At 74.2% G+C, this 25,785-nt stretch carries 25 protein-coding genes and 1 riboswitch; of the genes, 15 read left to right on the forward strand and 10 right to left on the reverse strand.

The annotated features are described in order from the left end of the window. Positions 1–76 precede the first annotated feature (76 nt). From RM844_RS17520 to RM844_RS17535, 4 genes are all read left to right on the forward strand, one after another. Positions 77–388, forward strand: coding sequence for a DUF4229 domain-containing protein (locus RM844_RS17520; protein WP_311668180.1), 312 nt, complete (start codon positions 77–79; stop codon positions 386–388). 553 nt (positions 389–941) lie between these two features. Then, complete coding sequence (locus tag RM844_RS17525) at positions 942–2,321, forward strand: dicarboxylate/amino acid:cation symporter (RefSeq protein ID WP_394814536.1); 1,380 nt, start codon at positions 942–944, stop codon at positions 2,319–2,321. A gap of 323 nt (positions 2,322–2,644) precedes the next feature. After that, the gene (locus RM844_RS17530; RefSeq protein WP_311668181.1) at positions 2,645–3,208 is read left to right on the forward strand and encodes an ATP-binding protein; all 564 of its coding nucleotides are present in this window, start codon (positions 2,645–2,647) and stop codon (positions 3,206–3,208) included. Between the two features lie 396 nt (positions 3,209–3,604). Continuing rightward, complete coding sequence (locus RM844_RS17535) at positions 3,605–5,542, forward strand: AMP-dependent synthetase/ligase (RefSeq protein ID WP_311668182.1); 1,938 nt, start codon at positions 3,605–3,607, stop codon at positions 5,540–5,542. Positions 5,543–5,708: 166 nt separating this feature from the next. Here RM844_RS17535 and RM844_RS17540 read toward each other — a convergent pair whose 3' ends face one another. Continuing rightward, positions 5,709–5,912: a cold-shock protein gene (locus tag RM844_RS17540; RefSeq protein WP_097233593.1), complete on the reverse strand. Its 204-nt coding sequence runs from the start codon at positions 5,910–5,912 to the stop codon at positions 5,709–5,711. Positions 5,913–6,145: 233 nt separating this feature from the next. Here RM844_RS17540 and RM844_RS17545 point away from each other — a divergent pair, with 233 nt between their 5' ends. The 3 genes from RM844_RS17545 (at position 6,146) to mqnC (ending at position 9,806) form a co-directional block, all read left to right on the forward strand. After that, entirely contained in the window at positions 6,146–6,997 is an 852-nt protein-coding gene (locus RM844_RS17545; protein WP_311668183.1) for a menaquinone biosynthetic enzyme MqnA/MqnD family protein, read from the forward strand. Continuing rightward, positions 6,997–8,547, forward strand: a complete 1,551-nt coding sequence (locus tag RM844_RS17550) for a serine/threonine-protein kinase (RefSeq protein WP_311668184.1) — start codon at positions 6,997–6,999, stop codon at positions 8,545–8,547. The genes RM844_RS17545 and RM844_RS17550 overlap by 1 nt, the downstream gene beginning before the upstream one ends. Positions 8,548–8,615: 68 nt before the next feature. Next, positions 8,616–9,806 carry a cyclic dehypoxanthinyl futalosine synthase gene (gene mqnC / locus RM844_RS17555; protein ID WP_311668185.1) on the forward strand — a complete coding sequence of 397 codons (1,191 nt, stop codon included), beginning with the start codon at positions 8,616–8,618 and terminating at the stop codon, positions 9,804–9,806. 18 nt (positions 9,807–9,824) lie between these two features. On the opposite strand, the gene RM844_RS17560 is transcribed toward mqnC, so the two are convergent. Next, the gene (locus RM844_RS17560) at positions 9,825–10,322 is read right to left on the reverse strand and encodes a hypothetical protein (protein ID WP_311668186.1); all 498 of its coding nucleotides are present in this window, start codon (positions 10,320–10,322) and stop codon (positions 9,825–9,827) included. A 171-nt stretch (positions 10,323–10,493) separates the two neighbouring features. Continuing rightward, entirely contained in the window at positions 10,494–11,069 is a 576-nt protein-coding gene (locus tag RM844_RS17565; protein ID WP_311668187.1) for a TerD family protein, read from the reverse strand. Between the two features lie 154 nt (positions 11,070–11,223). Between RM844_RS17565 and arfB the strand changes: the two genes are divergently transcribed. After that, on the forward strand, positions 11,224–11,667 hold the full coding sequence (gene arfB, locus RM844_RS17570; RefSeq protein ID WP_311668188.1) for an alternative ribosome rescue aminoacyl-tRNA hydrolase ArfB: 444 nt from the start codon (positions 11,224–11,226) through the stop codon (positions 11,665–11,667). Between the two features lie 7 nt (positions 11,668–11,674). Here arfB and RM844_RS17575 read toward each other — a convergent pair whose 3' ends face one another. Beyond that, positions 11,675–12,175: a flavin reductase family protein gene (locus RM844_RS17575; protein WP_311668189.1), complete on the reverse strand. Its 501-nt coding sequence runs from the start codon at positions 12,173–12,175 to the stop codon at positions 11,675–11,677. A gap of 294 nt (positions 12,176–12,469) precedes the next feature. On the opposite strand from RM844_RS17575, the gene cdgB reads away from it, so the two are divergent. Next, positions 12,470–14,101, forward strand: coding sequence for a diguanylate cyclase CdgB (cdgB, locus tag RM844_RS17580; protein WP_311668190.1), 1,632 nt, complete (start codon positions 12,470–12,472; stop codon positions 14,099–14,101). A gap of 151 nt (positions 14,102–14,252) precedes the next feature. Then, positions 14,253–15,167 carry a carbohydrate-binding protein gene (locus tag RM844_RS17585; RefSeq protein WP_311668191.1) on the forward strand — a complete coding sequence of 305 codons (915 nt, stop codon included), beginning with the start codon at positions 14,253–14,255 and terminating at the stop codon, positions 15,165–15,167. Here RM844_RS17585 and RM844_RS17590 read toward each other — a convergent pair. From RM844_RS17590 to RM844_RS17605, 4 genes are read right to left on the reverse strand one after another with little or no spacing between them, the layout of a single operon-like run. Next, on the reverse strand, positions 15,142–16,038 hold the full coding sequence (locus tag RM844_RS17590) for a class II fructose-bisphosphate aldolase (RefSeq protein WP_311668192.1): 897 nt from the start codon (positions 16,036–16,038) through the stop codon (positions 15,142–15,144). The genes RM844_RS17585 and RM844_RS17590 overlap by 26 nt on opposite strands. Then, a complete protein-coding gene (nagA, locus tag RM844_RS17595; protein WP_311668428.1) occupies positions 16,035–17,219 on the reverse strand; it encodes an N-acetylglucosamine-6-phosphate deacetylase in 1,185 nt (394 codons plus the stop codon). The genes RM844_RS17590 and nagA overlap by 4 nt, the downstream gene beginning before the upstream one ends. Positions 17,220–17,269: 50 nt before the next feature. After that, complete coding sequence (locus tag RM844_RS17600; RefSeq protein WP_311668193.1) at positions 17,270–18,232, reverse strand: ROK family protein; 963 nt, start codon at positions 18,230–18,232, stop codon at positions 17,270–17,272. A 42-nt stretch (positions 18,233–18,274) separates the two neighbouring features. After that, positions 18,275–19,210, reverse strand: coding sequence for an SIS domain-containing protein (locus tag RM844_RS17605; RefSeq protein WP_311668194.1), 936 nt, complete (start codon positions 19,208–19,210; stop codon positions 18,275–18,277). 76 nt (positions 19,211–19,286) lie between these two features. Between RM844_RS17605 and RM844_RS17610 the strand changes: the two genes are divergently transcribed. Together RM844_RS17610 and otsB are read left to right on the forward strand one after the other, a co-directional pair. After that, complete coding sequence (locus RM844_RS17610) at positions 19,287–19,559, forward strand: DUF3263 domain-containing protein (RefSeq protein WP_311668195.1); 273 nt, start codon at positions 19,287–19,289, stop codon at positions 19,557–19,559. A gap of 10 nt (positions 19,560–19,569) precedes the next feature. Beyond that, a complete protein-coding gene (gene otsB, locus RM844_RS17615; protein ID WP_311668196.1) occupies positions 19,570–20,403 on the forward strand; it encodes a trehalose-phosphatase in 834 nt (277 codons plus the stop codon). Positions 20,404–20,476: 73 nt separating this feature from the next. On the opposite strand, the gene RM844_RS17620 is transcribed toward otsB, so the two are convergent. Together RM844_RS17620 and RM844_RS17625 are read right to left on the reverse strand one after the other, a co-directional pair. Then, positions 20,477–21,946, reverse strand: coding sequence for an alpha,alpha-trehalose-phosphate synthase (UDP-forming) (locus RM844_RS17620; protein ID WP_311668197.1), 1,470 nt, complete (start codon positions 21,944–21,946; stop codon positions 20,477–20,479). Positions 21,947–22,077: 131 nt separating this feature from the next. After that, on the reverse strand, positions 22,078–23,043 hold the full coding sequence (locus tag RM844_RS17625) for a glucosyl-3-phosphoglycerate synthase (protein WP_311668198.1): 966 nt from the start codon (positions 23,041–23,043) through the stop codon (positions 22,078–22,080). A 216-nt stretch (positions 23,044–23,259) separates the two neighbouring features. Next, positions 23,260–23,400, forward strand: a riboswitch (SAM riboswitch). Positions 23,401–23,416: 16 nt separating this feature from the next. On the opposite strand from RM844_RS17625, the gene thrC reads away from it, so the two are divergent. The 3 genes from thrC (at position 23,417) to RM844_RS17640 (ending at position 25,628) form a co-directional block, all read left to right on the forward strand. Continuing rightward, complete coding sequence (thrC, locus tag RM844_RS17630) at positions 23,417–24,727, forward strand: threonine synthase (RefSeq protein ID WP_311668199.1); 1,311 nt, start codon at positions 23,417–23,419, stop codon at positions 24,725–24,727. After that, a complete protein-coding gene (locus RM844_RS17635) occupies positions 24,724–25,005 on the forward strand; it encodes a MoaD/ThiS family protein (protein ID WP_311668200.1) in 282 nt (93 codons plus the stop codon). Before thrC ends, RM844_RS17635 begins: the two co-directional genes overlap by 4 nt. A 419-nt stretch (positions 25,006–25,424) precedes the next feature. Beyond that, entirely contained in the window at positions 25,425–25,628 is a 204-nt protein-coding gene (locus RM844_RS17640; RefSeq protein ID WP_311668201.1) for a cold-shock protein, read from the forward strand. Positions 25,629–25,785: the final 157 nt, after the last annotated feature.

Genomic DNA, 25,785 nt, shown 5'->3' on the forward strand with positions numbered 1-25,785 from the left:
CGGGGCCGCCCGCCGCGCCCCCGCGCCGAACCGCCAGCACACCCAGAGGAACCTCCAGAAGGACAGGGGACCGACCATGACCGCCGACACCGCCAGCACCGGCTCGACCCGGTCCGCCACGCTGCGGTACACCGCACTCCGCTTCGGCGTCTTCGCCGGCTGCTTCGTGCTGATCGCCGTCCTCGCCTATGTCGGGGTGGTGCCCGAGTCCTTCGGCACCGCCAACCCGCTCTGGCTGGTGATGTTGTCGCTGGTGGTCTCGGCGCCGATCAGCCTGGTGCTGCTGCGCGGCCAGCGGGACCGGATGTCGCAGCAGCTGGCGCCGCGGGTGGAGAAGGCCAAGGCCCGGCTCTCCGCCAACCAGGGCATGGAGGACGACGCCGCCTGACGGCGCGCCGCCTCGATCCGCGCGCCCGCTCCGCCGGCGCGCTCCCCGTCGCTCCACCCGTCGCTCCACTCGTTGCCCCGCGCGGTGACCGCGTGTTGATCCGCGCCGTGATCCCCACTGTGATCCGTGCGACGCCCCGGTCGGGAATGCCCCTCCCGACCGGGGCGTTGTGGCTCTCCGGTGGACCGGCGTGGGCAGTGCCGGGGCCGCCCGTTCCGCGCCTGGCCATGACGCATCCGGGGAGGGGTGTTACCGTGCTCCGCATGAAGACCGCAGCCGCGCCCGCTCCCCTGGTGAGCGTTCCGCTTGTCGCGCGCCTGCACATCGACCTCTGCCGCTGTCTGACCGCGGCCTGTCGCTGAACGCCCGTTTCCGAGCGTTTCCGCACCGAGAGTCCTCCTCCCCGAGAGTTCGGCGCGCCCCGGCACGACCCGAGCCCCGCAGCGTGGCGGCCTTCGCGTCGATCCGGAACCCGGCCAGGTGACCGGCACCCCGGCCCCCCGGCCTCCTCCCCTTCCCTGCACGTCCTTTCATTCCCGACCGGAGTGTTCCTGTGTCCTCCTCGTCCCCCGGCGCCGACTCGTCCGCGCCCGCCTCGTCCCCGGCCGCCGCCGGGTGGCGCCGCATATCCCTCCCCCCGTTCTGGGCCCAGATCCTGGCCGGCCTCGTGCTGGGCGTGGTCCTCGGCTGGGTGGCCCGCACCTGGTCGGTCGACTGGCTGGGCCGCACCCTTGAGGAGATCGGCGGCACCTTCGTCCAGCTGCTGCGGCTGGCCGTCGGCCCGCTGGTGTTCTTCGCCATCGCCATCTCCATCACCAACCTCAGGCAGGTTTCCAACGCGGCCCGGCTGGCCGCCAGGACGCTCCTCTGGTTCCTGATCACCTCGCTGGTCGCGGTGGCCATCGGCCTGACCATCGGGCTGCTGACCAACCCCGGCTCCAGCTCCAACCTCGGCCCGGAGGACGGCGCGCTGCCGCAGAGCGAGGGCTCCTGGCTGGACTTCCTGACCGGGATCATCCCGACCGACGTGATCACGCCGTTCACCGAGCTGAACGTGCTGCAGATCGTCTTCATCGCCGCCGCCGTCGGCATCGCCGCGCTCCAGCTGGGCGAGCGGGCCACCCCGCTGATCACCTTCGGCGAGACCGCGCTGGCGCTGCTCCAGAAGGCGCTGTGGTGGATCATCCGGCTGGCCCCGCTGGGCACCGTCGGCCTGATCGGGCGGGCCATCAACGAGTACGGCTGGGGGCTGCTCAGCGACTACGCGGTCTTCACCGTGGACGTCTACGTCGGCTCGCTGCTGGTGCTCTTCGGCGTCTACCCGCTGGTGCTGTGGTTCGCCGCCGGCGCCAACCCGCTGCGCTTCTTCCGCGGCGCCTGGCCGGCCATCCAGCTGGCCTTCGTCTCCCGCTCCTCGGTCGGCACCCTGCCGGTCACCCAGAAGGTCACCGAGCGGCTCGGCGTGCCGAAGGACTACGCCTCGTTCGCGGTGCCGTTCGGCGCCACCACCAAGATGGACGGCTGCGCCGCGATCTACCCGGCGCTGGCGGCGATCTTCGTGGCCGAGGTCTTCGGCGTCAGCCTGGGCGTCCAGGACTACCTGCTGATCGCCTTCGTCTCGGTGATCGGCTCGGCCGCCACCGCGGGGCTGACCGGCGCGACCGTGATGACCACGCTGACCCTCTCCACGCTGGGTCTGCCGCTGGAGGGCGTGGGCCTGCTGCTGGCCATCGACCCGATCCTGGACATGATCCGCACCGCGACCAACGTCGCCGGCCAGGCCGTCGTGCCGGTGGTGGTGGCGGCCCGGGAGGGCATCCTGGACCGGACGGCCTACGAGTCGGCGACCAGCTTCGAGGTCAACGACGTGGCCGCCGGGAGCGAGCCCCCGGCGCCGCCGGCCGCGCCCCGGCCCAGGGAGGCGACCGCCTGACCGGCGCGCGACCCCCGGGGCGGTAGTCCCCCGGGCCCCTGATGGCACAACGGCCCCGGCCGGCACACCCGTTGCCGGCCGGGGCCGTGCGTCGTCGGGGCGCGGGGCACCGGGCGTGCGACCCCGGGGGAGCACGGTTCCCCATCCCATGCATCACGTGAACCCCCCCGGTGTGTGTGTGAACCCCCTTGTGCACGTTCCTAAAAGGGGTGTGTTCCCTCTTGACTGGTTGATAGCCGATTCCAACTGGTTCCCATGGACCGAAGTCGTGCATGACGTCAGCGATCCGGCCGATGGAGGGGGAGACAATGACGTCGCCGGAGATGAGTGGAACGCCCCACCTGGTGGCGCTCTCCGTGCCGCGTGAGCCACCACCGTCCAGCACCTACCGCTTCCGTTCGATCACCCTGGTCGCCGACTACCCCGACACCCCGGCGGCGGCCCGGCACACCGCGCGTCACGTGCTGGGCGAGTGGGGGCTCGGCGGGCTCACCGACGACGTCGAGCTGTGCGTCTCCGAGCTGGTGGGGAACGCGATCCACCACGCCACCCCGGACGGCCGGCGGGTGCAGCTCGCCGGCGAGCGCCGGGTGGTGGTCGCGTTCCGGTACTGGCCGCGGTCGCTCTTCGTCGAGGTCTCGGACGAGGACTCCACGCCGCCCACCCTGCCGGCCGGCGATCTGCTCGACCCCTCGGCCGGCTCCGACGACCCGTTGCTCGCCGAGGGCGGTCGGGGACTGTTCATCGTGCAGAGCCTGGCCGACGCCACCTGGTGGGCGCCGGCCGACCAGGGCGGCAAGAGCGTCTTCTGCCGCTTCGACCTGGGCCCCGGCCGGGGCACCCTGGCCGAGGCGCCCGAGCTCGGCCTGCTGACCGAGACCGACTGAGACCGCCCGCTCCCATCGGCCGGGAACCCGGCCGGGGGCGGGCGGTGGCGCGGCCGACCCGCCGTCGGTTTCGCGCCGGGGCCGACCTCCCGGGGCTGACGTGAAGCAGCCCGTGCCTGAGACGGCACACCCGCCGGAGCGGCTCGACGGCGGGAGTGCCGTTGCTCAGAACTCTGACGTGAGCACGCCCGGTACACAAGAGCGGGGGCGCCGATCCGGATGTGACGCCCGTCGCACCCGCCGGTCCGGGTGGCCGGCGGCCGCCAACCGCGGGTGATCCCTGGCCGTGCCGTGTCGGATCGGTGAAGGCGCCGGTCAGGGCCCGTCAGGGCGGCCTTCCGCGGGGCAGAATGCCAGGCACTCCGCCCTGCCCAGGGCGGTGACGGGAGGACCGCGATGACGCATGCCTCGCTGGAGACCACAGCGACCCCGAGCCCGACGCCGGAGCTGTACCGGGAGCAGGGGAAGGTGGTCGCCGTGGCCGCCCCGCCCCTCCACCCACCGCCCACGCACGGCAGCCTGGCCGACATCCCCTACGTCAACGCGCTCGCCGAGCCGACCCGGGCCCTTCTCAGCCGCCGCACGCCGGACGGCGGCTGGCGGGATGTCACCTGTCGCGAGTTCGCCGAACAGGTCACCGCGCTCGCCAAGGGGCTGGTCGCCCACGGGCTGCGCCCCGGGGACCGGCTGGCCGTGGTCTCCCGCACCCGCTACGAGTGGACGCTGCTGGAGTTCGCCGCCTGGGCCGCCGGGCTGGTCACCGTCCCGATCTACCCCGAGTCCTCGCCGCGCGAGCTGAGTTGGATGCTGCGCGACTCGGGCGCCCGGGCCTGCGTGGTGGAGGGGGCCGAGGAGACCCGCCGGCTGAGCGCGGTCCGCCGGGAGCTGCCGGGCGTCGAGCACGTCTGGCAGCTCACCGCGCTGGGCGCCGGCCAGGGCGGGGTGCTGAGTCAGATAGCCGCCGCCGGGCGGCAGTTGTCCGACCGGGTCATCGTCGAGAACCGGGAGCGCCTCACCCCGGCCCACGCCGCCACCCTCGCCTACACCTCGGGCACCACCGGCATGGTCCGCGGCTGCCTGCTGACCCACGGCAACCTCCAGGCCGAACTGGACGGCGCGCTGGCCAGGTTGGCGCCGGTCTTCACGGCCGAGCCCGAGGGGCCCGAGCCCAGCACCCTGCTGTTCCTGCCGATGGCCCACGTGCTGGGCCGGGTCGCCGCGCTTTCGTGCGTCGTCTCCCGGGTGCGCCTCGGCCACGCCTCCGACCTCACCCCGGCCGAGCTGACCGCCGCGCTGGCCACCTTCCGGCCCACCTTTCTGTTCGCCGTGCCGCACCTGCTGGACCGGGTCTACAACACGGCCCGGACCACCGCGGAGACGGCCGGTCGTGGCTTCGCCTTCGAACGGGCGGCCCGGGTGGCCCGCCGGCTGGGCGCCTCGGGCGAGGCGGTCGGCGAGGCCGAGGCGCGGCCGGGGATGGGGCTGCGCGTCGCCCGTTCGCTCTACGAGCCGCTGGTCTACCGGCGGATCAGGGAGCGGCTCGGCGGCCAACTGCGCTACGTGGTCTGCGGTGGGGCGCCGCTCAGCGCCCGGATCGGCGCCTTCTTCGAGGGCATCGGGGTCTGTGTCTACGAGGGCTACGGCCTCACCGAGACCTCGGCCGCCGCGACCGTCAACGCGCCCGGCGCCCAGCGGCTCGGCACCGTAGGCCAGCCGCTGCCCGGCATGGCGGTGCGGATCGCCCGGGACGGGCGGGTGCTGGTGCGCGGCCCGCAGGTCTGCGCCGGCTACTGGGACGGCGCGACGGGCCGGGTGGTGGCCGGCACCGACGCGGAGGGCTGGTTCGCCACCGGGGACCTCGGCACGCTGGACGACGACGGCTACCTGACGGTGGTCGGCCGGCAGAAGGAGCTGATCGTCACCGCCGGGGGGCGGACCGTGGTGCCCACCCCCGTCGAGGAGGCGCTCCGCGCCCACCCGCTGGTCAGCAACTGCCTGCTGGTCGGCCACCAGCTGCCGCACCTGACCGCCCTGATCACCCTCGACGAGGACGGGCTGGCGCACTGGCGGACCGTCCACGACCGGGTCAGGACGCCGCTCTCCCGGCTGGTCACCGATCCGGAGCTGCTGGCCGATCTGGGCCGGGCGGTGAAGGAGGCCGGCCGGCAGGCACCCGAGGGGCTGACCATCCGCGGCTTCCGGGTGCTGCCCCGGGACTTCACGGTGGAGGCGGGCCAGCTGACCCCGTCCCTCAAGGTGCGCCGCGCGGCCGTGCTGCGCGACTACGCGGACGTGCTCGACGAGCTGTACCGGGAGACCGGCGACACGCCCTGACCGGCGCCGCCCGCGGCACCGTCCCGGCCCGCCGCCCGCTGGGCGACGGGCCGGGGAACGCCCGGCGGACGTCCGGCGAATCCGGCCCGGCACCGGAGTGCGGCGGAAAGAGAGAAGCCCCCGCCGGTCGGACAGGGGCTTCTCGGGTTACGCCGAAGATCTGGCGTCAGACCACGCTGACATTCTCAGCCTGCGGACCCTTCGGGCCCTGGGTGACGTCGAAAGTCACGGTCTGGCTCTCCTCAAGAGAACGGAAACCCGTGGCGTTGATAGCGGAGTAGTGAACGAAGACATCAGGGCCGCCGCCATCCTGGGCGATGAAACCAAAGCCCTTCTCGGCGTTGAACCACTTGACGGTTCCGGTAGCCATAAGCCCTCCCTGGGCCTAAAAGGGTCGCCCTGCTCCAGAACCTGCATTGAAGCCTGAAAATGACGAAAGCCCGCGGTCACATGCTCCGCAGGCTCGTACTGCAAGGGAAACCAAACTGCAACTCTCGGCGAGCCTAGCACGGTGTGTGCACGCTCGGAAGAGCAGAGATCACCCGTCGGGTGGACCTGTCCCTGAACGTTGGCTCGCACGACTTCAGGCGTACCCTCCCTCACGTGACTACACACCACCCAAGTCGCCCCCGTGTCGGACACATCCAGTTCCTCAACTGCCTCCCCCTCTACTGGGGGCTCGCCAGAACCGGCACCCTGCTGGATCTGGACCTGGTCAAGGACACCCCGGAGCGGCTGGGCGAGCGGCTGGTGGCCGGCGAGCTGGACATGGGGCCCGTCTCGCTCATGGACTTCTTCGCCCACTCCGACGAGCTGGTCGCCTTCCCCGACATCGCGGTGGGCTGCGACGGGCCCGTGATGTCCTGCGTGATCGTCTCGCAGAGCCCGCTGGAGCGGCTGGACGGCGCGCGGGTGGCGCTCGGCTCCACCTCCCGCACCTCGGTGCGGCTGGCCCGGCTGCTGCTGGCCGAGCGGTACGGCGTCACCCCCGACTACTACACCTGCCCGCCCGACCTGGGGCTGATGATGCAGGAGGCGGAGGCGGCCGTGCTGATCGGCGACGCCGCGCTGCGCGCCTCGCTGCACGACGCGCCCCGGCTCGGTCTGGCTGTCCACGACCTGGGCGCGATGTGGCACGAGTGGACCGGGCTGCCGTTCGTCTTCGCCGTCTGGTGTGTGCGGCGCGACTACCTGGCCCGTCACCCGGAGGTGGTGCGCGAGGTGCACCGCGCCTTCCTCGCCTCCCGCGACCTGTCGCTGACCGAGGTCGGCAAGGTGGCCGAGCAGGCCGCCCGCTGGGAGGACTTCGACGCCTCGGTGCTGGAGCGGTACTTCACCACCCTGGACTTCCGGCTCGGCGAGCGGCAGCTGGCCGGCGCCGCCGAGTTCGCCCGCCGGATCGGTCGGGCGGACGGCGCCGGGGTGGAGCTGCTGGACGCCTCCGGGCCGGGCTGATGCGGCCGCTGACGCCCGACGACCCGCCCGCGGTCGGCGCGTACCGGCTGCTGGGGCGGCTGGGCCAGGGCGGTATGGGCCGGGTCTACCTGGGCCGCAGCGCCGGCGGGCGGACCGTCGCCGTCAAGCTGGTGCATCCGCACATCGCGGCGGAGGAACGGTTCCGCGCCCGGTTCGCCCGGGAGGTGGCCGCCGCGCGGGCGGTGGGTGACGCCTGGACGGCGCCGGTGCTGGACGCCGACCCGGAGGCCGAGGTGCCCTGGGTGGCCACCGGCTACGTGGCCGGGCCCGACCTGGCGGCGGCGGTCGCCGGTCACGGCCCGCTCCCCGAGGGCTCGGTGCGGGCGCTCGGCCTCGGCCTGGCCGAGGGGCTGGCCGCGGTCCACCGCGGCGGGCTGGTGCACCGGGACGTCAAGCCGTCCAACGTGCTGCTGGGGCTTGACGGTCCGCGGCTGATCGACTTCGGCATAGCCCGGGCCGTCGAAGGCGGCGCCCAGCTGACCACCACCGGGGTGGCCGTCGGCTCGCCGGGCTACATGTCGCCCGAGCAGGCGCTCGGCGCGGAGCTCGGGCCGGCCACCGACATCTTCTCCTGTGGCGCCGTGCTGGCCTTCGCCGCCGCCGGCCAGCCGCCGTTCCCCGGTACCGGGGTGGCGCAGCTGCTCTACCGGGTGGTGCACGAGCCGCCCGAACTGGCCGCGGTGCCGGCGGCGGTGCGGCCGTTGGTCGCCGCCTGCCTGGAGAAGCGGCCGGCGGACCGGCCGACGCCGGCCGAGCTCTCGGCGGCCTGCGCCGCGGGCGCGGAGCCGGCCGCGCTGCTGGCCGCCGGCTGGCTGCCCCAGCCGCTGGTCGAGGAGGTCAGCCGGCGGGCGGTGCGGCTGCTGGACCTGGAGGGCGCGCCGCCGGCCAGCGCCCCGCCGGCCACCCCGCCGCCGGACCCCCGACCCGAAGCAACGCCGCCCGGAACGCCGCCGCCGACGCCGTTCGGGCTCGCCGGCCACCCGACCGCGCCGGACCTCCCGCCGCCGCCGAACCAGCCCCGGCCCACCGTCCCGGCTCCGCCGGCCGCCGCGCGCCCGGCGCGCCGCCGCCGGCGGGCGCTGCTCGGCGCGGCCCTCGCGCTGCTGCTGGCCGCCGGCGCGGGCGGCGCGGTGTGGCTGCTGCGCGACTCCGACGCCCCGCCGGCCGCCGACGCCGTCCCCGAGCGGTACCTCGGCCGGTGGTCGGGCGGCCTCACCATGCGCGGGCTGCCGATGGGCACCATGGTCGTCGAGCTCGGTGAGGGCCGGGTGGGCGAGGAGGTGGGGACCACGGCGCACACCGACTCCATCGGCCTGGCCACCTGCGTGGACCGGCTCACCCTCACCGAGGTCGCCGAGGACCAGCTGACGTTCGAGGCCCAACTGGACCGGGAACGCTCCACGTTGTCCGCCACCTGCGTCCCCGGGCCGGCCGAGTTCGTGCTCCGCCCGACGGCGGACGGCGGGCTGGCCTTCAACGGCAACGCCGAGGGCAACGAGAACGAGGGCACTCTCAGCCCGGAGGGCTGACCTGCCGGTTCGGGGCCCTGGCGTACGCTGGGAGCGCCGTTGTCACCGCAACCTCCGGAGGGAACGCGATGGGCGCCGAGTTCGCCAGCGTGCTGGATCGGGCCGCCGAGGGTGGGCGGATCACCCCGCAGGAGGCTTTGGACCTCTACCGTTCCGCGCCGTTGCACGCGCTGGGGCGGGCGGCGGACGCGGTGCGCCGCCGCCGTTACGCGGGCATCGAGCACATCGCCACGTACATCATCGAACGCAACATCAACTACACCAACGCCTGCGTCACGGCCTGCAAGTTCTGCGCCTTCTACGCCGCGCCCAAGAGTGACGAGGTGTGGACCAGGGACCTGGACGACATCCTGCGGCGCTGCGCCGAGACGGTGGAGCTGGGCGGCACCCAGATCATGTTCCAGGGCGGCCACCACCCGGACTACGGCGTGGAGTACTACGAGCGGCACTTCGCGGCGATCAAGGAGGCCTTCCCGCAGCTGGTGATCCACTCGCTGGGCGCCTCCGAGGTGGCGCACATGGCGCGGATCTCGAAAGTCAGCAACGAGGAGGCGATCCGCCGGATCCACGCCGCTGGCCTGGACTCGTTCGCCGGTGCCGGCGCCGAGTTGCTGCCGGCCCGGCCGCGCACCGCCATCGCGCCGCTCAAGGAGTCGGGCGAGGAGTGGCTCTCCATCATGGAGACGGCGCACAACCTCGGCGTCGAGTCCACCTGCACCATGCTGATGGGCACCGGGGAGACCAACGCGGAGCGGATCGAGCACCTGCGGATGGTCCGGGACGTGCAGGACCGCACCGGTGGCTTCCGGGCGTTCATCCCCTACACCTACCAGCCGGAGAACAACCGGCTGCGCGGCCAGACCCAGGCGACGCTCTTCGAGTACCTGCGGCTGATCGCGGTGGCCCGGCTCTTCCTGGACAACGTGGCGCACATCCAGGGCTCCTGGCTGACCACCGGCAAGGAGGTCGGCCAACTCTCCCTGCACTACGGGGCGGACGACCTCGGCTCGGTGATGCTGGAGGAGAACGTGGTCTCCTCGGCCGGGGCCAGGCACCGGTCGAACCGGCTGGAGCTGATCGGGCTGATCCGGGACGCGGGCCGGGTGCCGGCGCAGCGGGCGACGACGTACGAGCACCTGGTGGTGCACGAGGACCCGGCCCAGGACCCGGTCGACGACCGGGTGGTCTCGCACCTCTCCTCGACCGCCATCGAGGGCGGCACGGCCCACCCCGAGCTGCGGCTGGTCGAGGCCAACTGACGGGCCGCCGGCTCAGTTTCAGGCTGGCGTCTCGGTCCGCTCGCGGGCCGCGGCCAGCGCCTGGTGGAACGCCCGGGCGCTGGCCGCGTCCGCCGGGTTGTCGAACTCGAGCAGCGGCAGGTTCACTTCGGCGGCCGAGATGGTGTCGTCCTGGCTGGCGTTCCAGCGGACGATCTCGGCCAGGGCGCGGGAGGCCGCGTAGCCGGCCGGGCTGATCCGGCGGTAGTCGGGGTGGATGCGGGCGACCCGGTCCTCGCCCAGCACCATCGGCCGAGTGGGCGGCACCACGAGGTACTTGGGCCAGTCGTCCTCGTGGGTGTTCTCGATCAGCTGCGCCCGGTCCCAGCGGGGGCGGCCGCCGAGCCGGGGGAAGGCGTGCACCCCGGCCACCACCATCGCGTCCACCGGCAGCGGCGAGCGCGGCCCCAGGTGGAAGCTCACCTCGGGGCCGTACGCGCCGGCCCGCCGCCAGGTGTCCAGCGTCGCCGCCCTTCGCGAGGTGATGACGATCTGCATGGGCCCATACCCTTCAGTACGGCGTTGGCGAAGGCAAGTCCCCATGCCGTACGGGCCGCGTGCCGTGGCGGCCCGCGCCGGGTGGCGGGGCGGGCGACCGGGGTGGCGGGGGCCGGGACGCGAGAACGGCCCGCCGACCGCTGGGCGCGGGTCGGCGGGCCGGTCCGGACGTCAGATGTTGACGCCGAAGTCCTGGGCGATGCCGGCCAGGCCGGAGGCGTAGCCCTGGCCCACCGCGCGGAACTTCCAGTCGGCGCCGTTCCGGTACAGCTCGCCGAAGACCATGGCGGTCTCGGTGGAGGCGTCCTCGGTCAGGTCGTAGCGGGCCAGCTCGACGCCGTCGGCCTGGTTGAGCACGCGGATGAACGCGTTGCGGACCTGGCCGAAGTTCTGACCGCGGTTGTCGGCGTCGTGGATCGAGACCGGGAAGACGATCTTGTCCACCTCGGCCGGCAGACCGGCCAGGCCGACCTTGATCTGCTCGTCGTCGCCCTCGCCCTCACCGGTGAGGTTGTCACCGGTGTGCTGGATGGTGCCGTCGGGCGTGGCGAGGTTGTTGTAGAAGATGAAGTGCTGGTCCGAGACGATCTTGCCGGAGCTGTCCACCGCGAGGGCGCTGGCGTCCAGGTCGAAGTCGGTACCGGTGGTGGTGCGGACGTCCCAGCCCAGGCCGACGGTGACCGCGGTCAGGCCTGGAGCCTCCTTGCTCAGCGAGACGTTGCCGCCCTTGGACAGGCTCACACCCATGGAGAAGTCCCCTTAGTCACGATGATGGTTCTGATCTTCTTTGCGAAGACGTTACTCTCACTGACCCCAACGATGTCAGTCGAGGGCGGGTTCCAGGGGACGGATGGGGAAACCGGGGAAAACCGAAGTGCGGCCGGCTGCCGGAGGCGGGACCATGGCACGCATGTCCGGTTCCTATCGCGTCCGCGGTGCCGTCAGCCTGCCCGAGTCCGAGCTGCGCTGGCGCTTCTCGCGTTCCTCGGGGCCCGGCGGCCAGCATGTCAACACCTCGGACACCCAGGCCGAGTTGCGGTTCGACGTGGCCGCCAGCACGGTGCTGCCCGAGGTCTGGAAGGAACGCGCGCTGGCCCGGCTGGCCGGCCGGCTGACGGAGGGCGGGGAGCTGGTGGTCCGGGCCAGCGAGCACCGCTCGCAGCTGCGGAACCGGGAGGCGGCGCTCCGGCGGCTGACCGAGCTGCTGACCGAGGCCACCGCCCCGCCGCCCCGGGCGCGGCGGGCGAAGAAGCCGCCGCGGTCGCTGGTGGAGCGGCGGCTGCGGGAGAAGCGGCGGCGCTCCGAGCTGAAGAAGGGGCGCGGCGGGCGCGCCGGCTGGGACTGAGCCCGCCTCACGCCAGGTGCCGGTAGGCGCCCTGGTAGTAGAGCAGCGGGGCGCCGGCCATCCCACCGAGGTGGGTGCCGAGCACCCGCCCGACCACCAGCGTGTGGTCGCCGGCCGGCACCCGGCTCTCGGTGCGGCACTCCAGGCCGGCCAGCGCGTCCTTGAGCAGCGGCGCCCCGGTGTGTTCGCCGAGCACGTGGGGCACCTCGCGGAAGAGCAGCCGGTCGCTCAGCCGGCCGCGCATCGCGAACCGGCCGGCGGTGACCCGCTGCTCCTGGCTCAGCAGGGAGACCGCCCACAGCGGCTGCTCGGTGAGCACCTCGTCCATCCGGGACCCGGTGCGGACGCTGACCAGCACCAGCGGTGGGTCGAGCGAGACGGAGAGGAACGCGGTCGCCGTCATCCCGGCGGGCGCGCCGGCCGGCCCGTCGTCCGGGTCGTGCGCGCTGACCAGCACCACCCCGCCGGCCAGCCGGGCCAGCACGCCGCGGAACTCCTCCTCGCTCACCCCCTCAGCATGCGGGAGGACGGCGGCGGGGGCCTCGGCGGGGGCGGCCCGGATGGGCCGTGGAGCGGGAACGGACACCCCGGCACGCTAACGCCCCGGCCGGGGAACGCGCATCCGACGGAGGAACCAGGGCTTTGTCCCGAACCGTCCTACATCCCGCGACCGAGCCTGTCCGCAGTGTGACATGAGTCACAGTAGGCTACTAATCGCTGACCCTGTGTACCTAGTGGGCAGCTCCCTGTGATTCAGTGGCCTGTATATCTGCACGTGCATTTTGCGCGCACCGGGGGAGTGATGGAAACGGAGACGGAGCCCTATGTACGCCTCGCTTCGTTGCGGGAGTTGCACCAGGTCGTCGCCCAGCTGAACACCGCCCGCAGCATGGCGGACACCCTCCAGACCATCGCCGACGGCACCGTGACCGCGCTCGGCTTCGAGCTGGCCTCGGTCAACGTGGTCCGGCCCGACGGCGACCTGCTGGTCGCCGCCGTCGCCGGCGCCGACCGGGGCGAGGTGGACAAGGCGGAGGCCGCCATCGCCGGCCGCACCGGCTCGCGCGCCTCCTGGGAGCGCCGGCTGAGCATGGGGGAGCGCTGGGGCGAGCTGCGCTTCATCCCCTACACCGAGGGCTGGGTGCTGGACCACGACGGGGTGCCGCAGTGGCACACCACGGGTCCCGCGCCCCGCTACCCCGACGAGTGGCACCCGATGGACCGGCTGTTCGCCCCGATGTACGCGTCCGACGGCGAGCTGCTCGCCGTGCTGGAGGTCGACAAGCCGCGCAACGGCCGCCGGCCGGGGCCCTGGGGCTGCGAGGCCCTCCAGCTCTACGCCTCCCAGGCCGCCATCGCCATCAGCAACGCCCGGCTGCGCGGCAACATGCAGCGCGCCCTGGTCCGCCTCGAACGCGAGCAGGAGGCGCTGCGGGCCAGCGAGGAGAGCTTCCGGCAGGCCTTCGAGTACGCCCCCAGCGGGATGGCCATCGCGGAGGTCGGCGGCGACGGCGACGGCCGGCTGCTGCGGGTCAACGACGCGCTCTGCCGGCTGCTGGACCGCACCGTGGCGGTGCTCCGCCGCTACAGCTTCGCCGACCTGGTGCACCCGGAGGACATGGGCACGCTGCTGCGCACCGCCAACGACGGCGGCCGGGCCGAGCTGCGGCTGGCCCGCAAGGACGGCTCCTACATCTGGGTCAACCTGCGCAACTCGGTGGTCGCCGACCCGGCCGCCGGGCCGCAGGTGCAGCTGACCCACGTCGAGGACATCGAGGAGCGCAAGCGGCACGAGCTGGCCCTGGCGCACCGCGCCAGCCACGACTCGCTGACCGGCCTGCCCAACAGCGCCGAGCTGCGGGCCCGGCTCGGCGGCCGGATCTGCGCCCACCCGCCGGAGGGCCGCCCGCACCCGGCGCCCAGCCCGGAGGCGCTGAGCGTCGCCCTCTTCGACGGCCCCGGCGGGGCCCGCCCGCACCACGGCTTCGACCACCACCACGAACACGTGTGGCAGCCGGACGCCCCGGGTGGCGACGGCAAGGGGCTGGCCGTCCTCTTCTGCGACCTGGACGGCTTCAAGTCGATCAACGACCGCTTCGGGCACGTCTGCGGCGACGCGGTGCTGGTCGAGGTGGCCCGCCGGCTGGAGCAGGGGGTCCGGGACAACGACACGGTGGCCAGGCTGGGCGGCGACGAGTTCGTGGTGCTGGCCGAGGGGCTCGGCCCGCGGGACGCCGCCGACCTGGCGGTCCGGCTGCGCAACGGGATCGTTCCGGCCATCCGGGTGGAGGGGCGTTCGGTCCGGGTGGGCGCGAGCTTCGGCATCGGCTGGGCCGCCTGCGGGATGACGACCGAGGAGATCCTCCAGTCCGCCGACCAGCGGATGTACATGGAGAAGCGGTCCCGCGCCCAGGGCCGCCGGCGGGCCGGCTAGCCGGGCCCCTGGCGGCCGCGCCGCCGTGCGCCGTCGGCTTCGGGACAGCCGTCCGCCGGCTGGCTCGGGCGTTCCCTCGAACGGGGTAGGCTCGCGCCCAGACACCTGGGGTGGGACATGTGGTACCGCAGCGACGAAGGAGCGGCAGTCGATGAGCGCGGGGAACACCGGGCAGGGCACGCCTGACGACGGCGACGACCCGTTCGCCTACCTCTATCGACCCGAGGCCGGCCAGGCCCAGCCGCCGGCCGGCCCGCGGCAGCCCTCGTACAACCAGGTGCGCCCGGTGGGGGAGCGCACCTTCGGTGGCCAGCAGGGGTACCGGCAGCAACAGCAGCAGCCGTCGCCGGACGCCCGCTACGCCGCCCCCGAGACCCAGCCGGGCGGCTACGGCGGGGGTCCGCCGCACGACCGGCGCCGGGCCGACCAGGACAACCGGCGCAACGGGCTGCTGATCGGCGCCATCGCGGTGGTGCTGGCCGTGGTGCTCGGGGTGGGCGCGGCGATCTTCTTCAGCAGCGGTGACGGGGACGACACCGCCGGCGGCGACCAGCCGACCTCGGAGCCCACCGACGACGGTGCGGGCGAGGACGAGGGCGGCACCGGGGGCGAGGAGGAGCCCGAGCCGGAGCCGGAGCCCGACGGGCTGCCGACCGCCGACGTCAGCCGGCTGCCGCTGGCCGGCGACGCCGCCGTGGAGGCGACCATCCCCGGCTCCCGCGCCGAGTCCGGCTCCTACATCGCGCTCCAGAACCAGCAGGGCTCCGGGATCACCTGGACCTTCGAGCTGACCGGCGACCCGGGCCGGTACCGCCTCTACACCGGCTACTCGGTGATCAGCGACGACCAGACGCTGTCCTTCTCGATCAACGGAATGCCCCGCCCGGACCCGGTCAACCTCCGGGACTACAACGAGAACAGCGACGCCTGGGAAGAGAGCTGGCAGAGCACCTACAACCTGGTCGACCTGGTCGAGGGCGAGAACACCATCGAGTTCACCTGCGCCGACTCCTGCGACGTGGTGATCGACCAGATCTACCTCAGCGAGCCCGAGCCGGGGGACTGACCTCCGCCGCCCCGTCGTCCGGCCGGGCCAGCACGCCGAGCAGCCGCACCACCTCCTCGGTCATCGCCGCCCGGCCGGCGGCCAGGTAGCCGCGCGGGTCCACCAGCGCCGGCTCGGCGGCCAGCCGCTCCCGGACGGCGCCGGTCAGCGCCACGTTGAGCGCGGTGCCTATGTTGATCTTGGTCATCCCGGCCCGCACCGCGCCGCGTAACTCGGCGTCCGGCACCCCGGACGAGCCGTGCAGCACCAGCGGCACCGGTACCGCCGCCCGCAGCCGGGCGATCAGCGGCCGGTCCAGCCGGGCCGTCCTGCTGGTCATCGCGTGCCCGCTGCCCACCGCCACCGCCAGCGCGTCCACGCCCGTCGCCCGGACGAACTCCGCCGCCTCCGCCGGATCGGTGCGCACCCCGGGGGTGTGCGCGTCCCCCGGCTTGCCGCCGATCCGGCCCAGCTCGGCCTCCACCAGCAGCCCGTTGCGGTGCCCGAACGCCACCGCCGCCGCGGTGGCCGCCAGGTTCTCCGCCAGCGGCAGCGCCGAGCCGTCGAACATCACCGAGCCGAAGCCGGCCGCCGGCGCCGCCCGCAGCAGCCGGCGGCCCAGCGGCCCCTCGTCCAGGTGGTCCAGGTGCAGCGCCAGCGGCACCGGGGCCGCCGCCGCCAGCGCGGCCAGCGCGGCGGCCAGCGGCGCCAGCCGGCCGCCGTGGTGGGCCACCGCGCGCTGCGAGAGCTGTAACACCACCGGTACCCCGAGCCGGGTCGCGGCGGCGACCACCGCCTCGGCGTGCTCCAGCGTGATCACGTTGAACGCGGGCAGCGCGCGCCCCGCCGCGCGCGCCTCGGTCAGCAGCCGCCGACAGTCGGACAGGGTCACGGGGCGGCCAGCCACTCGCCCTTGCGCACCACGCCGACCACCGTGAACCCGGCGTCCAGCACCACCAGGTCGGCGTCCTTGCCCGGCTCGATCGAGCCCACCCGGTCGGCCAGGCCGAGCAGCCGGGCCGGCGTGCCGGACAGCGCCCGCACCGCGTCCTCGACGGGCAGTCCGTCCACCGTCACCGAGCGGCGCAGCGCGCGGTCCAGGGTCAGCGTCGAGCCGGCGATGGCGCCGGTGCCCGGCGGCGTCCGCTCGTCCACGATCCGGGCCACCCCGTCGACCACCGCCACCCGCAGCGGGCCCAGCGGGTACGCGCCGTCGCCCATCCCGGCCGCGCCCATCGCGTCGGTGATCAGCGCCACCCGGCCGGCGCCGGCCGAGCGGAAGGCCAGGCCGAGCACCGAGGGGTGCAGATGGGTCCCGTCGTTGATCAGCTCGACGGTGACCCGCTCGTCCTCCAGCAGCGCGGCGATCGGCCCTGGTGCCCGGTGCGCCAGCGGCGGCATCGCGTTGAACAGGTGGGTGGCCACGCTCGCCCCGGCGTCGATCGCCCGCCGGGTCACCTCGTAGCTGGCGTCCGTGTGGCCCACCGCGGCCAGCACCCCCAGCTCGCGCAGCAGCCGCACCGAGTCGAGGCCGCCGGACCGCTCCGGCGCCAGGGTGAGCATCCGGGCGGTGCCCCGGGCCGCGTCCACCAGCTTGCGGACGTCCGCCGGGTCCGGGTCGCGCAGCAGCGCCGGATCGTGCGCGCCACAGCGGTTCTCCGCGATGAACGGGCCCTCGAAGTGCACTCCGGCCAGGTCGCCCTGCTCCACCAGCTCGCTGAGCACCCCCGCCTGGGCCGCCAGCTCGTCCAGCGCCCCGGTCACCATCGAGGCCACCAGCGTGGTGGTGCCGTGCGCCCGGTGGGTGGCCACCACCCGCAGCGCCTCGGCGGCGTCGCCGGCGGAGAACGAGGCCCCGCCGCCGCCGTGCACATGGAGGTCCACGAAGCCCGGCACCAGCCAGTGCCCGGCCAGGTCCAGCACCGCGGTGTCGGCGGGCTCGGCCGCCCCCGGCGGCCGGTCCGGCAGGATCACCCCGCCCTCGAAGGCGACCTCGCCGCCCTCCACCACCCCGCCAGGCGTCACCACCCGGGCGCCGGTGAGCCGGGTGCGGGTGGACCGGCCGGACGGCACGGCGAAGGCGGGCGGGGCTGTGGTCGGACGGGCGGCGTCACGCGGCGGGGTCACGGGGAAACCTCCTGGGTGTGGGGGAGTGCGACGTGGTCCCAGGCGAGCAGGCCGGCGCCGAGGCAGCCGGCCGCCTCGCCCAGCGCGGCGGGGACCACGGTGGGCAGACGTTGGAAGGTGGCCTTGGCGGCCAGCGCGGAACGCAGCGGGCCGAGCAGCGTCTCGCCGGCCTCGGCGAGCCCACCGCCGACGATCACCACCTCGGGGTCGAGCAGGTTGACCACCACCAGCAGGCCGTCGGCCAGCGCGTCCACGGCCGCCCGCCAGACCGCGGCGGCCCGGGCGTCACCGGCCACCACGGCGCGGGCCGCGTCGGCGGCGCTGGCGCCGGCCGCGCCGGACGCCTCGGCCCAGGCCCGGCCGACGGCGGCGGCCGAGGCCAGGGTCTCCAGACAGCCGTACTGGCCGCAGCCGCAGCGCGGGCCACCGGGGCGCACCACGACGTGCCCGATCTCCCCCGCGCCCCCGTGCGCCCCCGGCTCCATCCGGTCGCCCACCCCGATGGCGCCGGCGATCCCGGTGCCCAGGGCCACGAAGAAGAACCGGCCGACGCCGGCCCCGGCGCCCAGCCGGCCCTCGGCCAGCCCGCCGACCCGCACGTCGTGGCTCAGCGCCACCGGCACCCCGGCCAGCCGTTCCGACAGCAGCCCGGCCAACGGCAGGTCCCGCCAGCCGAGGTTGGCGCTGTACCGGGCCACGCCGGCGGCCTCGTCCACCACCCCGGGCACCGCCAGGCCGGCCGCGGCCGGCGGCCCGCCGCACCTGGCCCGCCCCTCGGCGGCCAACTCCGTGGCGAAGTCCAGAATTCCGTCGACCACGGCCGCCGGCCCGCCGGTCGCGGTGTCCCGTCGGGCACGGAACAGCGGCACGTTGTCCGGGCCGGTCAGCGCGGCCTTGAGCGTGGTGCCGCCGACATCGAGGGCGATCACGTACTTCGCTTGCTGGTCCTGGAGACTCACACGCGCCAGTCTCGCCCCGAACAGGCGAAGAGGTCTAGTCCACTACGGCAAGATCACCGAACGAGTGAGCCCGCGCGGCCGGTCCGGATCGAGCCCCCTGGCCCCCGCGACCGCCACCGCGAGCCGCTGCGCCAGCACCAGCGAGGCCAGCGGATCGCCCGCCGCCGGACCCCACAGGGCGGCGCCCGCGGCCCGTACGCTCCCCTCCAGTCCCTCGGGCGCCGGCTCGAAGAGCCAGACCACGCGCCCCGGCGCCGCGATGGCCAACGGGCCGTGCCGGTACTCCATCGCCGGATACGCCTCCGTCCAGGCCCCGGCCGCCTCCCGCAGCTTGAGCGCCGCCTCCAACGCCAGCCCGTGGCGCCACCCGCTGCCCAGGAACGTCCACTGGCCGGCCGCCAGCGCCGCGTCCGGCAGCGGCGTGGCCAACGCCGCCTCGGCGTCCACCACGGAGCCGGCCACCGCGGCCGCGCCACCCACCGGAGCCGCCAGCGCGGCCCGCAGGAAGCTGAACGCTGTGGTGGCGAACACCGTCTGCACCACGGACCGTTCGTCCGCCCAGTCCAGCACGGCGACCTGGTCAGCGGCCCGGCCGACCGGCGTGTCCCGGTCCGTGGTCAACGCCAGCACCGGCAGCCGTGGCCACCGGCCGCGCAACGCGACCAGCAGCCGCGCCACCTCGGTCGTGGTGCCCGACCTGGAGATGGCCACCACCCGCTGGTAGGCCCGGTCCAGCGGGAACTGGGAGGCCGGGAAGGCGTCCGTCTCGCCCTCGCCGGCCGCCTCCCGCAGCGCGGCGTAGGCCTGCGCCATGAACCACGAGGTGCCGCACCCGACCACCGCGACCCGCTCCCCGGGCCGCGGCAGCCCACCCCCCGACGGCCCGCCGCGGGCCGCGGCGGCCGCGCTGGCGGCGCGCCGCCAGGCCTCGGGCTGGGCGGCGATCTCGGCGGCGGTTCGGCTGCCATCGACCGTCATTGCTGCCTCCTGGGGGTCGGATCCGGCGACGAGCGGGGCCACCGTGGGTGTCAGCGCCCCCGGTTAACATGCCCAGGTGAGTGCGGAATCGACGGACGACCCGGAGCCGGCGGCCCAGCCGGCCGACGGGCTCGCCGAGCGGGACCGCGCGGTGCTCGCCCTGGAGCGCCGCTCCTGGCCGGGCCCCGGCGCCAAGGAGCGCGCCATCCGGGAGCGGCTCGGCATCTCCCCGACCCGCTACTACCAGCTGCTCAACGCCCTGCTGGACGATCCGCTGGCGCTGGCCCACGACCCGGTGACGGTCAACCGGCTGCGACGCCGTCGTGACGCCAAGCGAGCCCGCCGGTAGGCTCGGGCCCATGGGCCAACTCCCCGTACCCACCACGGAAGCCGGCCGGGCCGGACTGACCGCGCTGCTGGCGGACCCGGCGAAGGCACTGATCGCGTTCGACTTCGACGGCACCATCGCGCCCATCGTCCCCGACCCGGCCCAGGCCGTCGCGCACCCGGACGCGGTGCCCGCGCTGGCCCGGCTCGCCGGCCGGGTCGCCGTCGTCGCGGTGATCACCGGCCGCCCCGCCGAGGTCGCCGTCCGGCTCGGCGGCTTCGCCGACCACCCCGAGCTGAGCGGCCTGATCGTGCTGGGCGCCTACGGCGCCGAGCGCTGGGACGCGGCCAGCGGCGAGCTGCGCACCCCGCCGCCGCACCCCGGCGTCGCGGCGGCCCGCGCCGAGCTGCCCGAACTGGTCGAGCCCAGCGGCGCGTTCATCGAGGACAAGGGCAACGCGCTGGGCGTGCACACCCGGCGTGCCCCCGACCCGGCCGGCGCGTTCGAGTCGCTGCGCGCCCCGCTGGGGGCGCTCGCCGAGCGGCACGGGCTGACCGTCGAGCCCGGCCGCCTGGTGTTGGAGCTGCGCCCCGGCGGCATGGACAAGGGCGCGGCCCTGACCGCCCTGGCCCGGGAGACCGGCGCCGGCTCCGTCCTCTACGCCGGCGACGACCTCGGCGACCTGCCGGCGTTCGCCGCCGTCGACGCCCTGCGGGCCGCCGGCACCCCGGGACTGCGGGTGTGCAGCGGCAGCGCGGAGGTCACGGCGCTGGCCGAGGCGACGGACCTCACGGTCCCCGGCCCCGCCGGCCTGGCCGCCTTCCTCACCACCCTCGCCACCCACCTCGACACCCCGCGTCCCTGATCCGGGCCGCCGCGCGCGAAGCGCGCCGGCTCGGGCCCCACGGCCCGGGCACCCACCGGCGGCTGGGCGTGGCTCAGGCCGGCCGCAGGGCCCGCAGCTGGGCCAGGAACCAGGCGGTCGGTGGGAGCGCGGTGGCCCGCGCCGTGAGGCGCTCCGCGCGGGCGGTGCGGCTCGGGCCGTCCAGGGTCAGTGCCTGGTGCAGGGCCTCCGCCGTGCCCGCGATGTCGTACGGGTTCACCAGCAGCGCGTCGGCGCCCAACTCCTCGGCCGCGCCCGCCTCCCGGGAGAGCACCAGCGCGGCGCCCCGCTCGGAGACCACCGGGATCTCCTTGGCGACCAGGTTCATCCCGTCCCTGATCGGGTTGACCAGCGCCACGTCGGCCATCCGGTACGCGGCCAGGGAGCGCGCGAAGTCGTCCTTCACGTGCAGCACCACCGGCGTCCAGTCGGCCCGGCCGAACTCCGTGTTGATCGCCTCGGCGACCCGGGAGACCTCGGCCGTGTACTCCCGGTAGATCGCCAGGTCCTGCCGCGAGGGGTAGGCGAAGGCGAGATGGGTGACCCGGCCGTGCCACTCCGGCCGGTCGACCAGCAGCCGGCGGAAGGCCAGCAGGCCGCGCACGATGTTCTTGGACAGCTCGGTGCGGTCCACCCGCACGATCGTGGCCCGCCCGGGGCCGACCCGCTCCCGCAGCTCGGCCGCCCGCTCCGCCACGTCCGCCCGGGACGCCCGCTCCCGCAGGAACTCCGCGTCGGCGCCCAGGCCGTGCACGCCGATCCGGGTGGTGCGGCCCTGGTGGGTGACCGACCCGTCGCCGGCCGGGCCCGGCGCCGTGACCTCGGCGCCCAGCAGCGCCGCGCAGCACTCCGTGAAGGCCCGCGCCCAGCGCGCGGTGAGGAACGCGGCGCGGTCCGCGCCGAGGATGCCCAGCAGCAGCTCCCGCGCCATCTCGTCGGGCAGCACCCGGAACAGGTCCGGCGGCGCCCACGGGGTGTGCGAGAAGTGTCCGATCCGCAGGTCGGGGCGGCGCTTGGCGAGCAGCCCGGGGACCAGCGACAGGTGGTAGTCCTGCACCAGCACCACCGCGCCCTCGGCCGCCTCCTCGGCGAGCGCGTCGGCGAACGCCCGGTTGTAGGCCCGGTACCTGGCCCACCTGGCCTCGAAGCGTTCGTCGAAGACCGGCTCCAGCGGGGTCTGGTACAGCAGGTGGTGGACGAACCACAGCACGGAGTTGGCCACCCCGTTGTAGGCCGCGTCGAAAGTCTCCGGGGAGATGTCCAGCATCCGTACCGACTGGCCGCCCGTGTCGGCGGCCGGCAGCCGGCCGCCGTGCGCCGCGGCCGCGGCCCGGTCGTCGTCGCTGAGCGCGGCGCAGACCCAGGTGCCGGCGTCCGGACCGAGCGCGCTCAGCCCGGAGACCAGCCCGCCGCCGCCACGCCTGGCGGTCAGCGCGCCGTCGGCGCCGGCGCGGGTGTAGCTCACCGGGCCACGGTTGGAAGCGACCAGCACCTGGCCGGCCGGCTGGGGACGCTCGGCGGTCATCGGATCTCCTTGGGGTACCCCGCCCGCACCTCGGGCCCGGAGGCTAGCCAGCTGTGACGGGTGGGAAACGGAACGTGGGCCACGTCACAGCCGGCGGCCCGGCCCGCCGGGGGCCGGACTGCCCCGGGGGCTCAGGCGGCCTGGCGGGCCGCGTACTCCGGGATGGTGGACATCGGTGGTCGCTCGTCCGCCAGGATCGGGTGCGTCTCGGGGACGAAGCCGCCGTCCTCGGTCCGCTGGAACTGGGTCAGGCCGAGCCGGGTGGGCAGCATGGTGCCCGGCAGCCGGCACTGCGCGGCCCGCATGATCGCGGCCGACATCCGGCCGAGCGCCTGCCCGTCCTGGTGCCGGTGCTTGCGCTCGCCCACGTCGACCTGGCCGACCGCGTCCAGGCCCGCCACGTTGAGCGTGTCGATCAGCAGGCCCAGCTCCACTCCGTAACCGACCGGGAACGGCAGCCGCTCCAGCAGCGACCTGCGGGCCGCGTACTCGCCGCCCAGCGGCTGGACCACGCCGGCCAGCTGCGGCCAGTGCAGGTTCAGCAGGGGCCGGGCGACCAGCTCGGTGACCCGCCCGCCCTGCCGGGCGCCGGACGGCTGGTCGCCGAGCGGCCGGTCGTACATGGCCTTGACCAGCTGGACGCCCGGCTCGGTGAGCAGGGGGCCCACGGTGCCCGAGACGAAGCGCGAGTCGAACTCCCGCAGGTCGGCGTCCACGAAACAGATGATCTCGCCGGTGGTCGCCAGCAGCGACCGCCAGAGCACCTCGCCCTTGCCGGGCAGGGACGGCACCCTGGGCAGGATCTCGTCCCGGTGCACGACCTTCGCACCGGCTCCCGCGGCCACCTCGGAGGTGCGGTCGGTGGACCCGGAGTCCACCACGAGCAGCTCGTCGATCAGTGGGACGTCCTCCATCAGGTCGCGTCGCAGCGCTTCCACGATGGCGCCCACCGTGGCCTCCTCGTTGAGCGCGGGGAGGACCACGCTGATGCTGCCGGCCGCGCCCGCTGCCCGCTTGGCGGTCAGTAGTTGCTGCATCGAGCGGTCAGTGACGCCCCAGGACCGGCGGCTCAGCCACTTCTCTGCCTCTTCCAGCACGAATGTCGCTCCTGTTCGATTCGGCCACACTTTCATCCGTATGGCCGCGTCTGCCCCTTTCTGGGGTGACCCAACCCGTTATGAGCGGGTTTTCTGGCCACCTCCTCGGGTCGTCTCGCGGAGCGGACGGCCCGAGCCATTGTGCGGGCTGTCCGTTACAGTCTCGAACAGCGCAGGTGTCCTCCGCATATCGGGACCGCGTTGACAACCACATACCGCTCATCCAGAGGGGCAGAGGGAACGGCCCGTTGAAGCCCCGGCAACCCTTCCACCGGATCTCGTGAGGACGCGAGGCACTCCGGCGGGACAGGTGCCAATTCCGTCCCGTGGCGAGAGCCGCCACGGGGAAGATGAGGAGAGGGGCCTCGTACCCATGTCCGTGCTCACCTCGGCCGACCAGGCTGACTCCGCTGACTCCGCTGACTCCGCCGCCACCGTCGATCTCGGTCCGGCCGCCGCGCTCGCCTGCCGGGAGTGCGGGGAACGCTTCCCGCTCGGCCCGATCTTCGCCTGTGCCTCCTGTTTCGGGCCGCTGGAGGTCGCCTACGACCTGCCCGGCGGCGACCCCGAGGAGCTGCGCCGCCGGATCGAGTCCGGCCCGAACAACATCTGGCGCTACGCTCCGCTGCTGCCGGTGCCGGCCGACGTGGCCGAACACCCGAACCTCAACCCGGGCTGCACCCCGCTGGTGCGCGCCGACCGGCTCGCCGCCGAACTGGGCGTCACCGGCGGCCTGTACGTGAAGGACGACTCGGGCAACCCGACCCACTCGTTCAAGGACCGGGTGGTGGCGAACGCGCTCGAGGCGGCGCGCGCCTTCGGGTTCACCACCCTCTCGTGCTCCTCCACCGGGAACCTGGCCGGCGCCGTGGGCGCCGCGGCGGCCCGTGCGGGGCTGCGCTCCTGTGTCTTCATCCCGCACGACCTGGAGCAGGGCAAGGTCGTGATGGCCGCCGTCTACGGCGGCGAGCTGGTGGCCATCGAGGGCACCTACGACGACGTCAACCGCTTCTGCAGCGAGCTGATCGGCGACCCGATCGGCGAGGGCTGGGGGTTCGTCAACGTCAACCTCCGGCCGTACTACGCCGAGGGCTCCAAGACGCTCGCCTACGAGATCTGCGAACAACTTGGCTGGGAACTGCCGGACCAGTTGGTGATTCCGATCGCCTCGGGTTCGCAACTGACCAAGATCGACAAGGGGTTGAAGGAGCTGATCCAGCTCGGACTGGTCGCCGACCGCCCCTACAAGATCTTCGGCGCCCAGGCCGAGGGCTGCTCCCCGGTCTCCCGGGCCTTCAAGGACGGCCACGACGTGGTCCGCCCGGTGAAGCCGAACACCATCGCCAAGTCGCTGGCCATCGGCAACCCGGCCGACGGCCCCTACGTGCTGGACATCGCCCGCCGCACCGGGGGCGCCGTCGAGGACGTGACCGACGAGGAGGTGGTGACCGCCATCAAGCTGCTGGCCAGGACGGAGGGCATCTTCGCCGAGACGGCCGGCGGCGTCACCCTCGGCGTCACCCGCAAGCTGCTGGCCGCCGGGGTGCTCGACCCGGCGGCGACCACCGTCGTGCTGAACACCGGCGACGGCCTCAAGACCCTGGACGCGGTGGCCGGCACGACCGGCCCGTCCGCGACCATCCGCCCGAACCTGGACTCCTTCCGAGAGGCTGGCCTGGCATGAGTGTCACCGTCCGCATCCCCACCATCCTCCGCACCTACACCGACGGCCGGTCCGAGGTGACCGCCGAGGGCGGCACGCTCAGCGAGGTGCTCGCCGACCTTGACCGGAACCACCAGGGGATCGCCGGCCGCGTCCTGGACGAGGACGGCAAGCTGCGGCGCTTCGTGAACGTCTACGTGAACGACGACGACGTCCGGTTCGCCGACGGGCTCGCCACCGCCACCCCGGACGGGGCGGGCGTCTCGATCATCCCGGCGGTCGCCGGCGGCGCCCGCTGACCTGCGGCCCGACGGCCTCCGGTGCCCGCCCCACGACCCCCGGGTCGTGGGGCGGCGGCCTGTCCGCTGCCGATAGAGTGGCCTCGTTCCCGATTGGATTCGCGCTCCGCGCATAGGAAAGCCCGGGACCGCGGCGCAAATAAATGTCGCCAGAATTTGTTGCACCAATTGTCGGGTTGGCCAGAAAGACCCGCTGCGGATCGTGCAACTTCCAGTGGCTTCGCGGTATTTGCCCGTTCTGCGGCGACAAGAATTCCCTGTCGAATGACCTGTTGCACTGGGCGTCCGTCCAGATACATTCAGCGGCGGTCGAACGTTCCGGCGTCCGCTCCCACACCGCCCGGGAGTGGGGCCCGAGGTCTGACCCGGGTCCGCGAGGTGTGGGCTCGTGAAAAGGCCGGCAATATGGGGAGTAGGGAATGGCTCAGGGCACCGTCAAGTGGTTCAACGCGGAGAAGGGCTACGGCTTCATCGCGGTAGACGGTGGTGCGGATGTCTTCGTCCACTACAGCGCTATCCAGATGGACGGCTACCGCACTCTGGAAGAGGGGCAGCGGGTCGAGTTCGAGGTCTCTCAGGGGCAGAAGGGGCCTCAGGCCGACATGGTCCGAGTGACCGCCTGAAACGCCGACCGCAATCGCGGCCTTGTCGCCGGGCCCGCACCCACCAGGGTGCGGGCCCCGGCCATGTCCGCCCCCGGTCGGGAGCCCCCCGGGGGCGGGCAGCGCCTTCGGCGCTTGCTCCCCCGGACTCCGTCCGGGAGGTGCCCCCAGGGTCGTG

Source organism: Streptomyces chisholmiae (assembly GCF_031845445.1).
GTDB classification, from domain to species: domain Bacteria; phylum Actinomycetota; class Actinomycetes; order Streptomycetales; family Streptomycetaceae; genus Streptomyces; species Streptomyces chisholmiae.

What these genes read in the sequence shown, in the direction of transcription:
- RM844_RS17520 (WP_311668180.1), top strand. Translation starts at nt 77, where the DNA reads ATGACCGCCGACACCGCCAGCACCGGCTCGACCCGGTCCGCCACGCTG.
- RM844_RS17560 (WP_311668186.1), bottom strand. Translation starts at nt 10,322, where the DNA reads ATGCAGATCGTCATCACCTCGCGAAGGGCGGCGACGCTGGACACCTGG.
- RM844_RS17585 (WP_311668191.1), top strand. Translation starts at nt 14,253, where the DNA reads ATGAGCGCGGGGAACACCGGGCAGGGCACGCCTGACGACGGCGACGAC.
- otsB (WP_311668196.1), top strand. Translation starts at nt 19,570, where the DNA reads ATGGGCCAACTCCCCGTACCCACCACGGAAGCCGGCCGGGCCGGACTG.
- RM844_RS17540 (WP_097233593.1), bottom strand. Translation starts at nt 5,912, where the DNA reads ATGGCTACCGGAACCGTCAAGTGGTTCAACGCCGAGAAGGGCTTTGGT.
- cdgB (WP_311668190.1), top strand. Translation starts at nt 12,470, where the DNA reads ATGGAAACGGAGACGGAGCCCTATGTACGCCTCGCTTCGTTGCGGGAG.
- arfB (WP_311668188.1), top strand. Translation starts at nt 11,224, where the DNA reads ATGGCACGCATGTCCGGTTCCTATCGCGTCCGCGGTGCCGTCAGCCTG.
- mqnC (WP_311668185.1), top strand. Translation starts at nt 8,616, where the DNA reads ATGGGCGCCGAGTTCGCCAGCGTGCTGGATCGGGCCGCCGAGGGTGGG.
- RM844_RS17620 (WP_311668197.1), bottom strand. Translation starts at nt 21,946, where the DNA reads ATGACCGCCGAGCGTCCCCAGCCGGCCGGCCAGGTGCTGGTCGCTTCC.
- RM844_RS17635 (WP_311668200.1), top strand. Translation starts at nt 24,724, where the DNA reads ATGAGTGTCACCGTCCGCATCCCCACCATCCTCCGCACCTACACCGAC.
- RM844_RS17605 (WP_311668194.1), bottom strand. Translation starts at nt 19,210, where the DNA reads ATGACGGTCGATGGCAGCCGAACCGCCGCCGAGATCGCCGCCCAGCCC.
- RM844_RS17640 (WP_311668201.1), top strand. Translation starts at nt 25,425, where the DNA reads ATGGCTCAGGGCACCGTCAAGTGGTTCAACGCGGAGAAGGGCTACGGC.
- RM844_RS17530 (WP_311668181.1), top strand. Translation starts at nt 2,645, where the DNA reads ATGAGTGGAACGCCCCACCTGGTGGCGCTCTCCGTGCCGCGTGAGCCA.
- RM844_RS17535 (WP_311668182.1), top strand. Translation starts at nt 3,605, where the DNA reads ATGACGCATGCCTCGCTGGAGACCACAGCGACCCCGAGCCCGACGCCG.
- RM844_RS17550 (WP_311668184.1), top strand. Translation starts at nt 6,997, where the DNA reads ATGCGGCCGCTGACGCCCGACGACCCGCCCGCGGTCGGCGCGTACCGG.
- thrC (WP_311668199.1), top strand. Translation starts at nt 23,417, where the DNA reads ATGTCCGTGCTCACCTCGGCCGACCAGGCTGACTCCGCTGACTCCGCT.
- RM844_RS17565 (WP_311668187.1), bottom strand. Translation starts at nt 11,069, where the DNA reads ATGGGTGTGAGCCTGTCCAAGGGCGGCAACGTCTCGCTGAGCAAGGAG.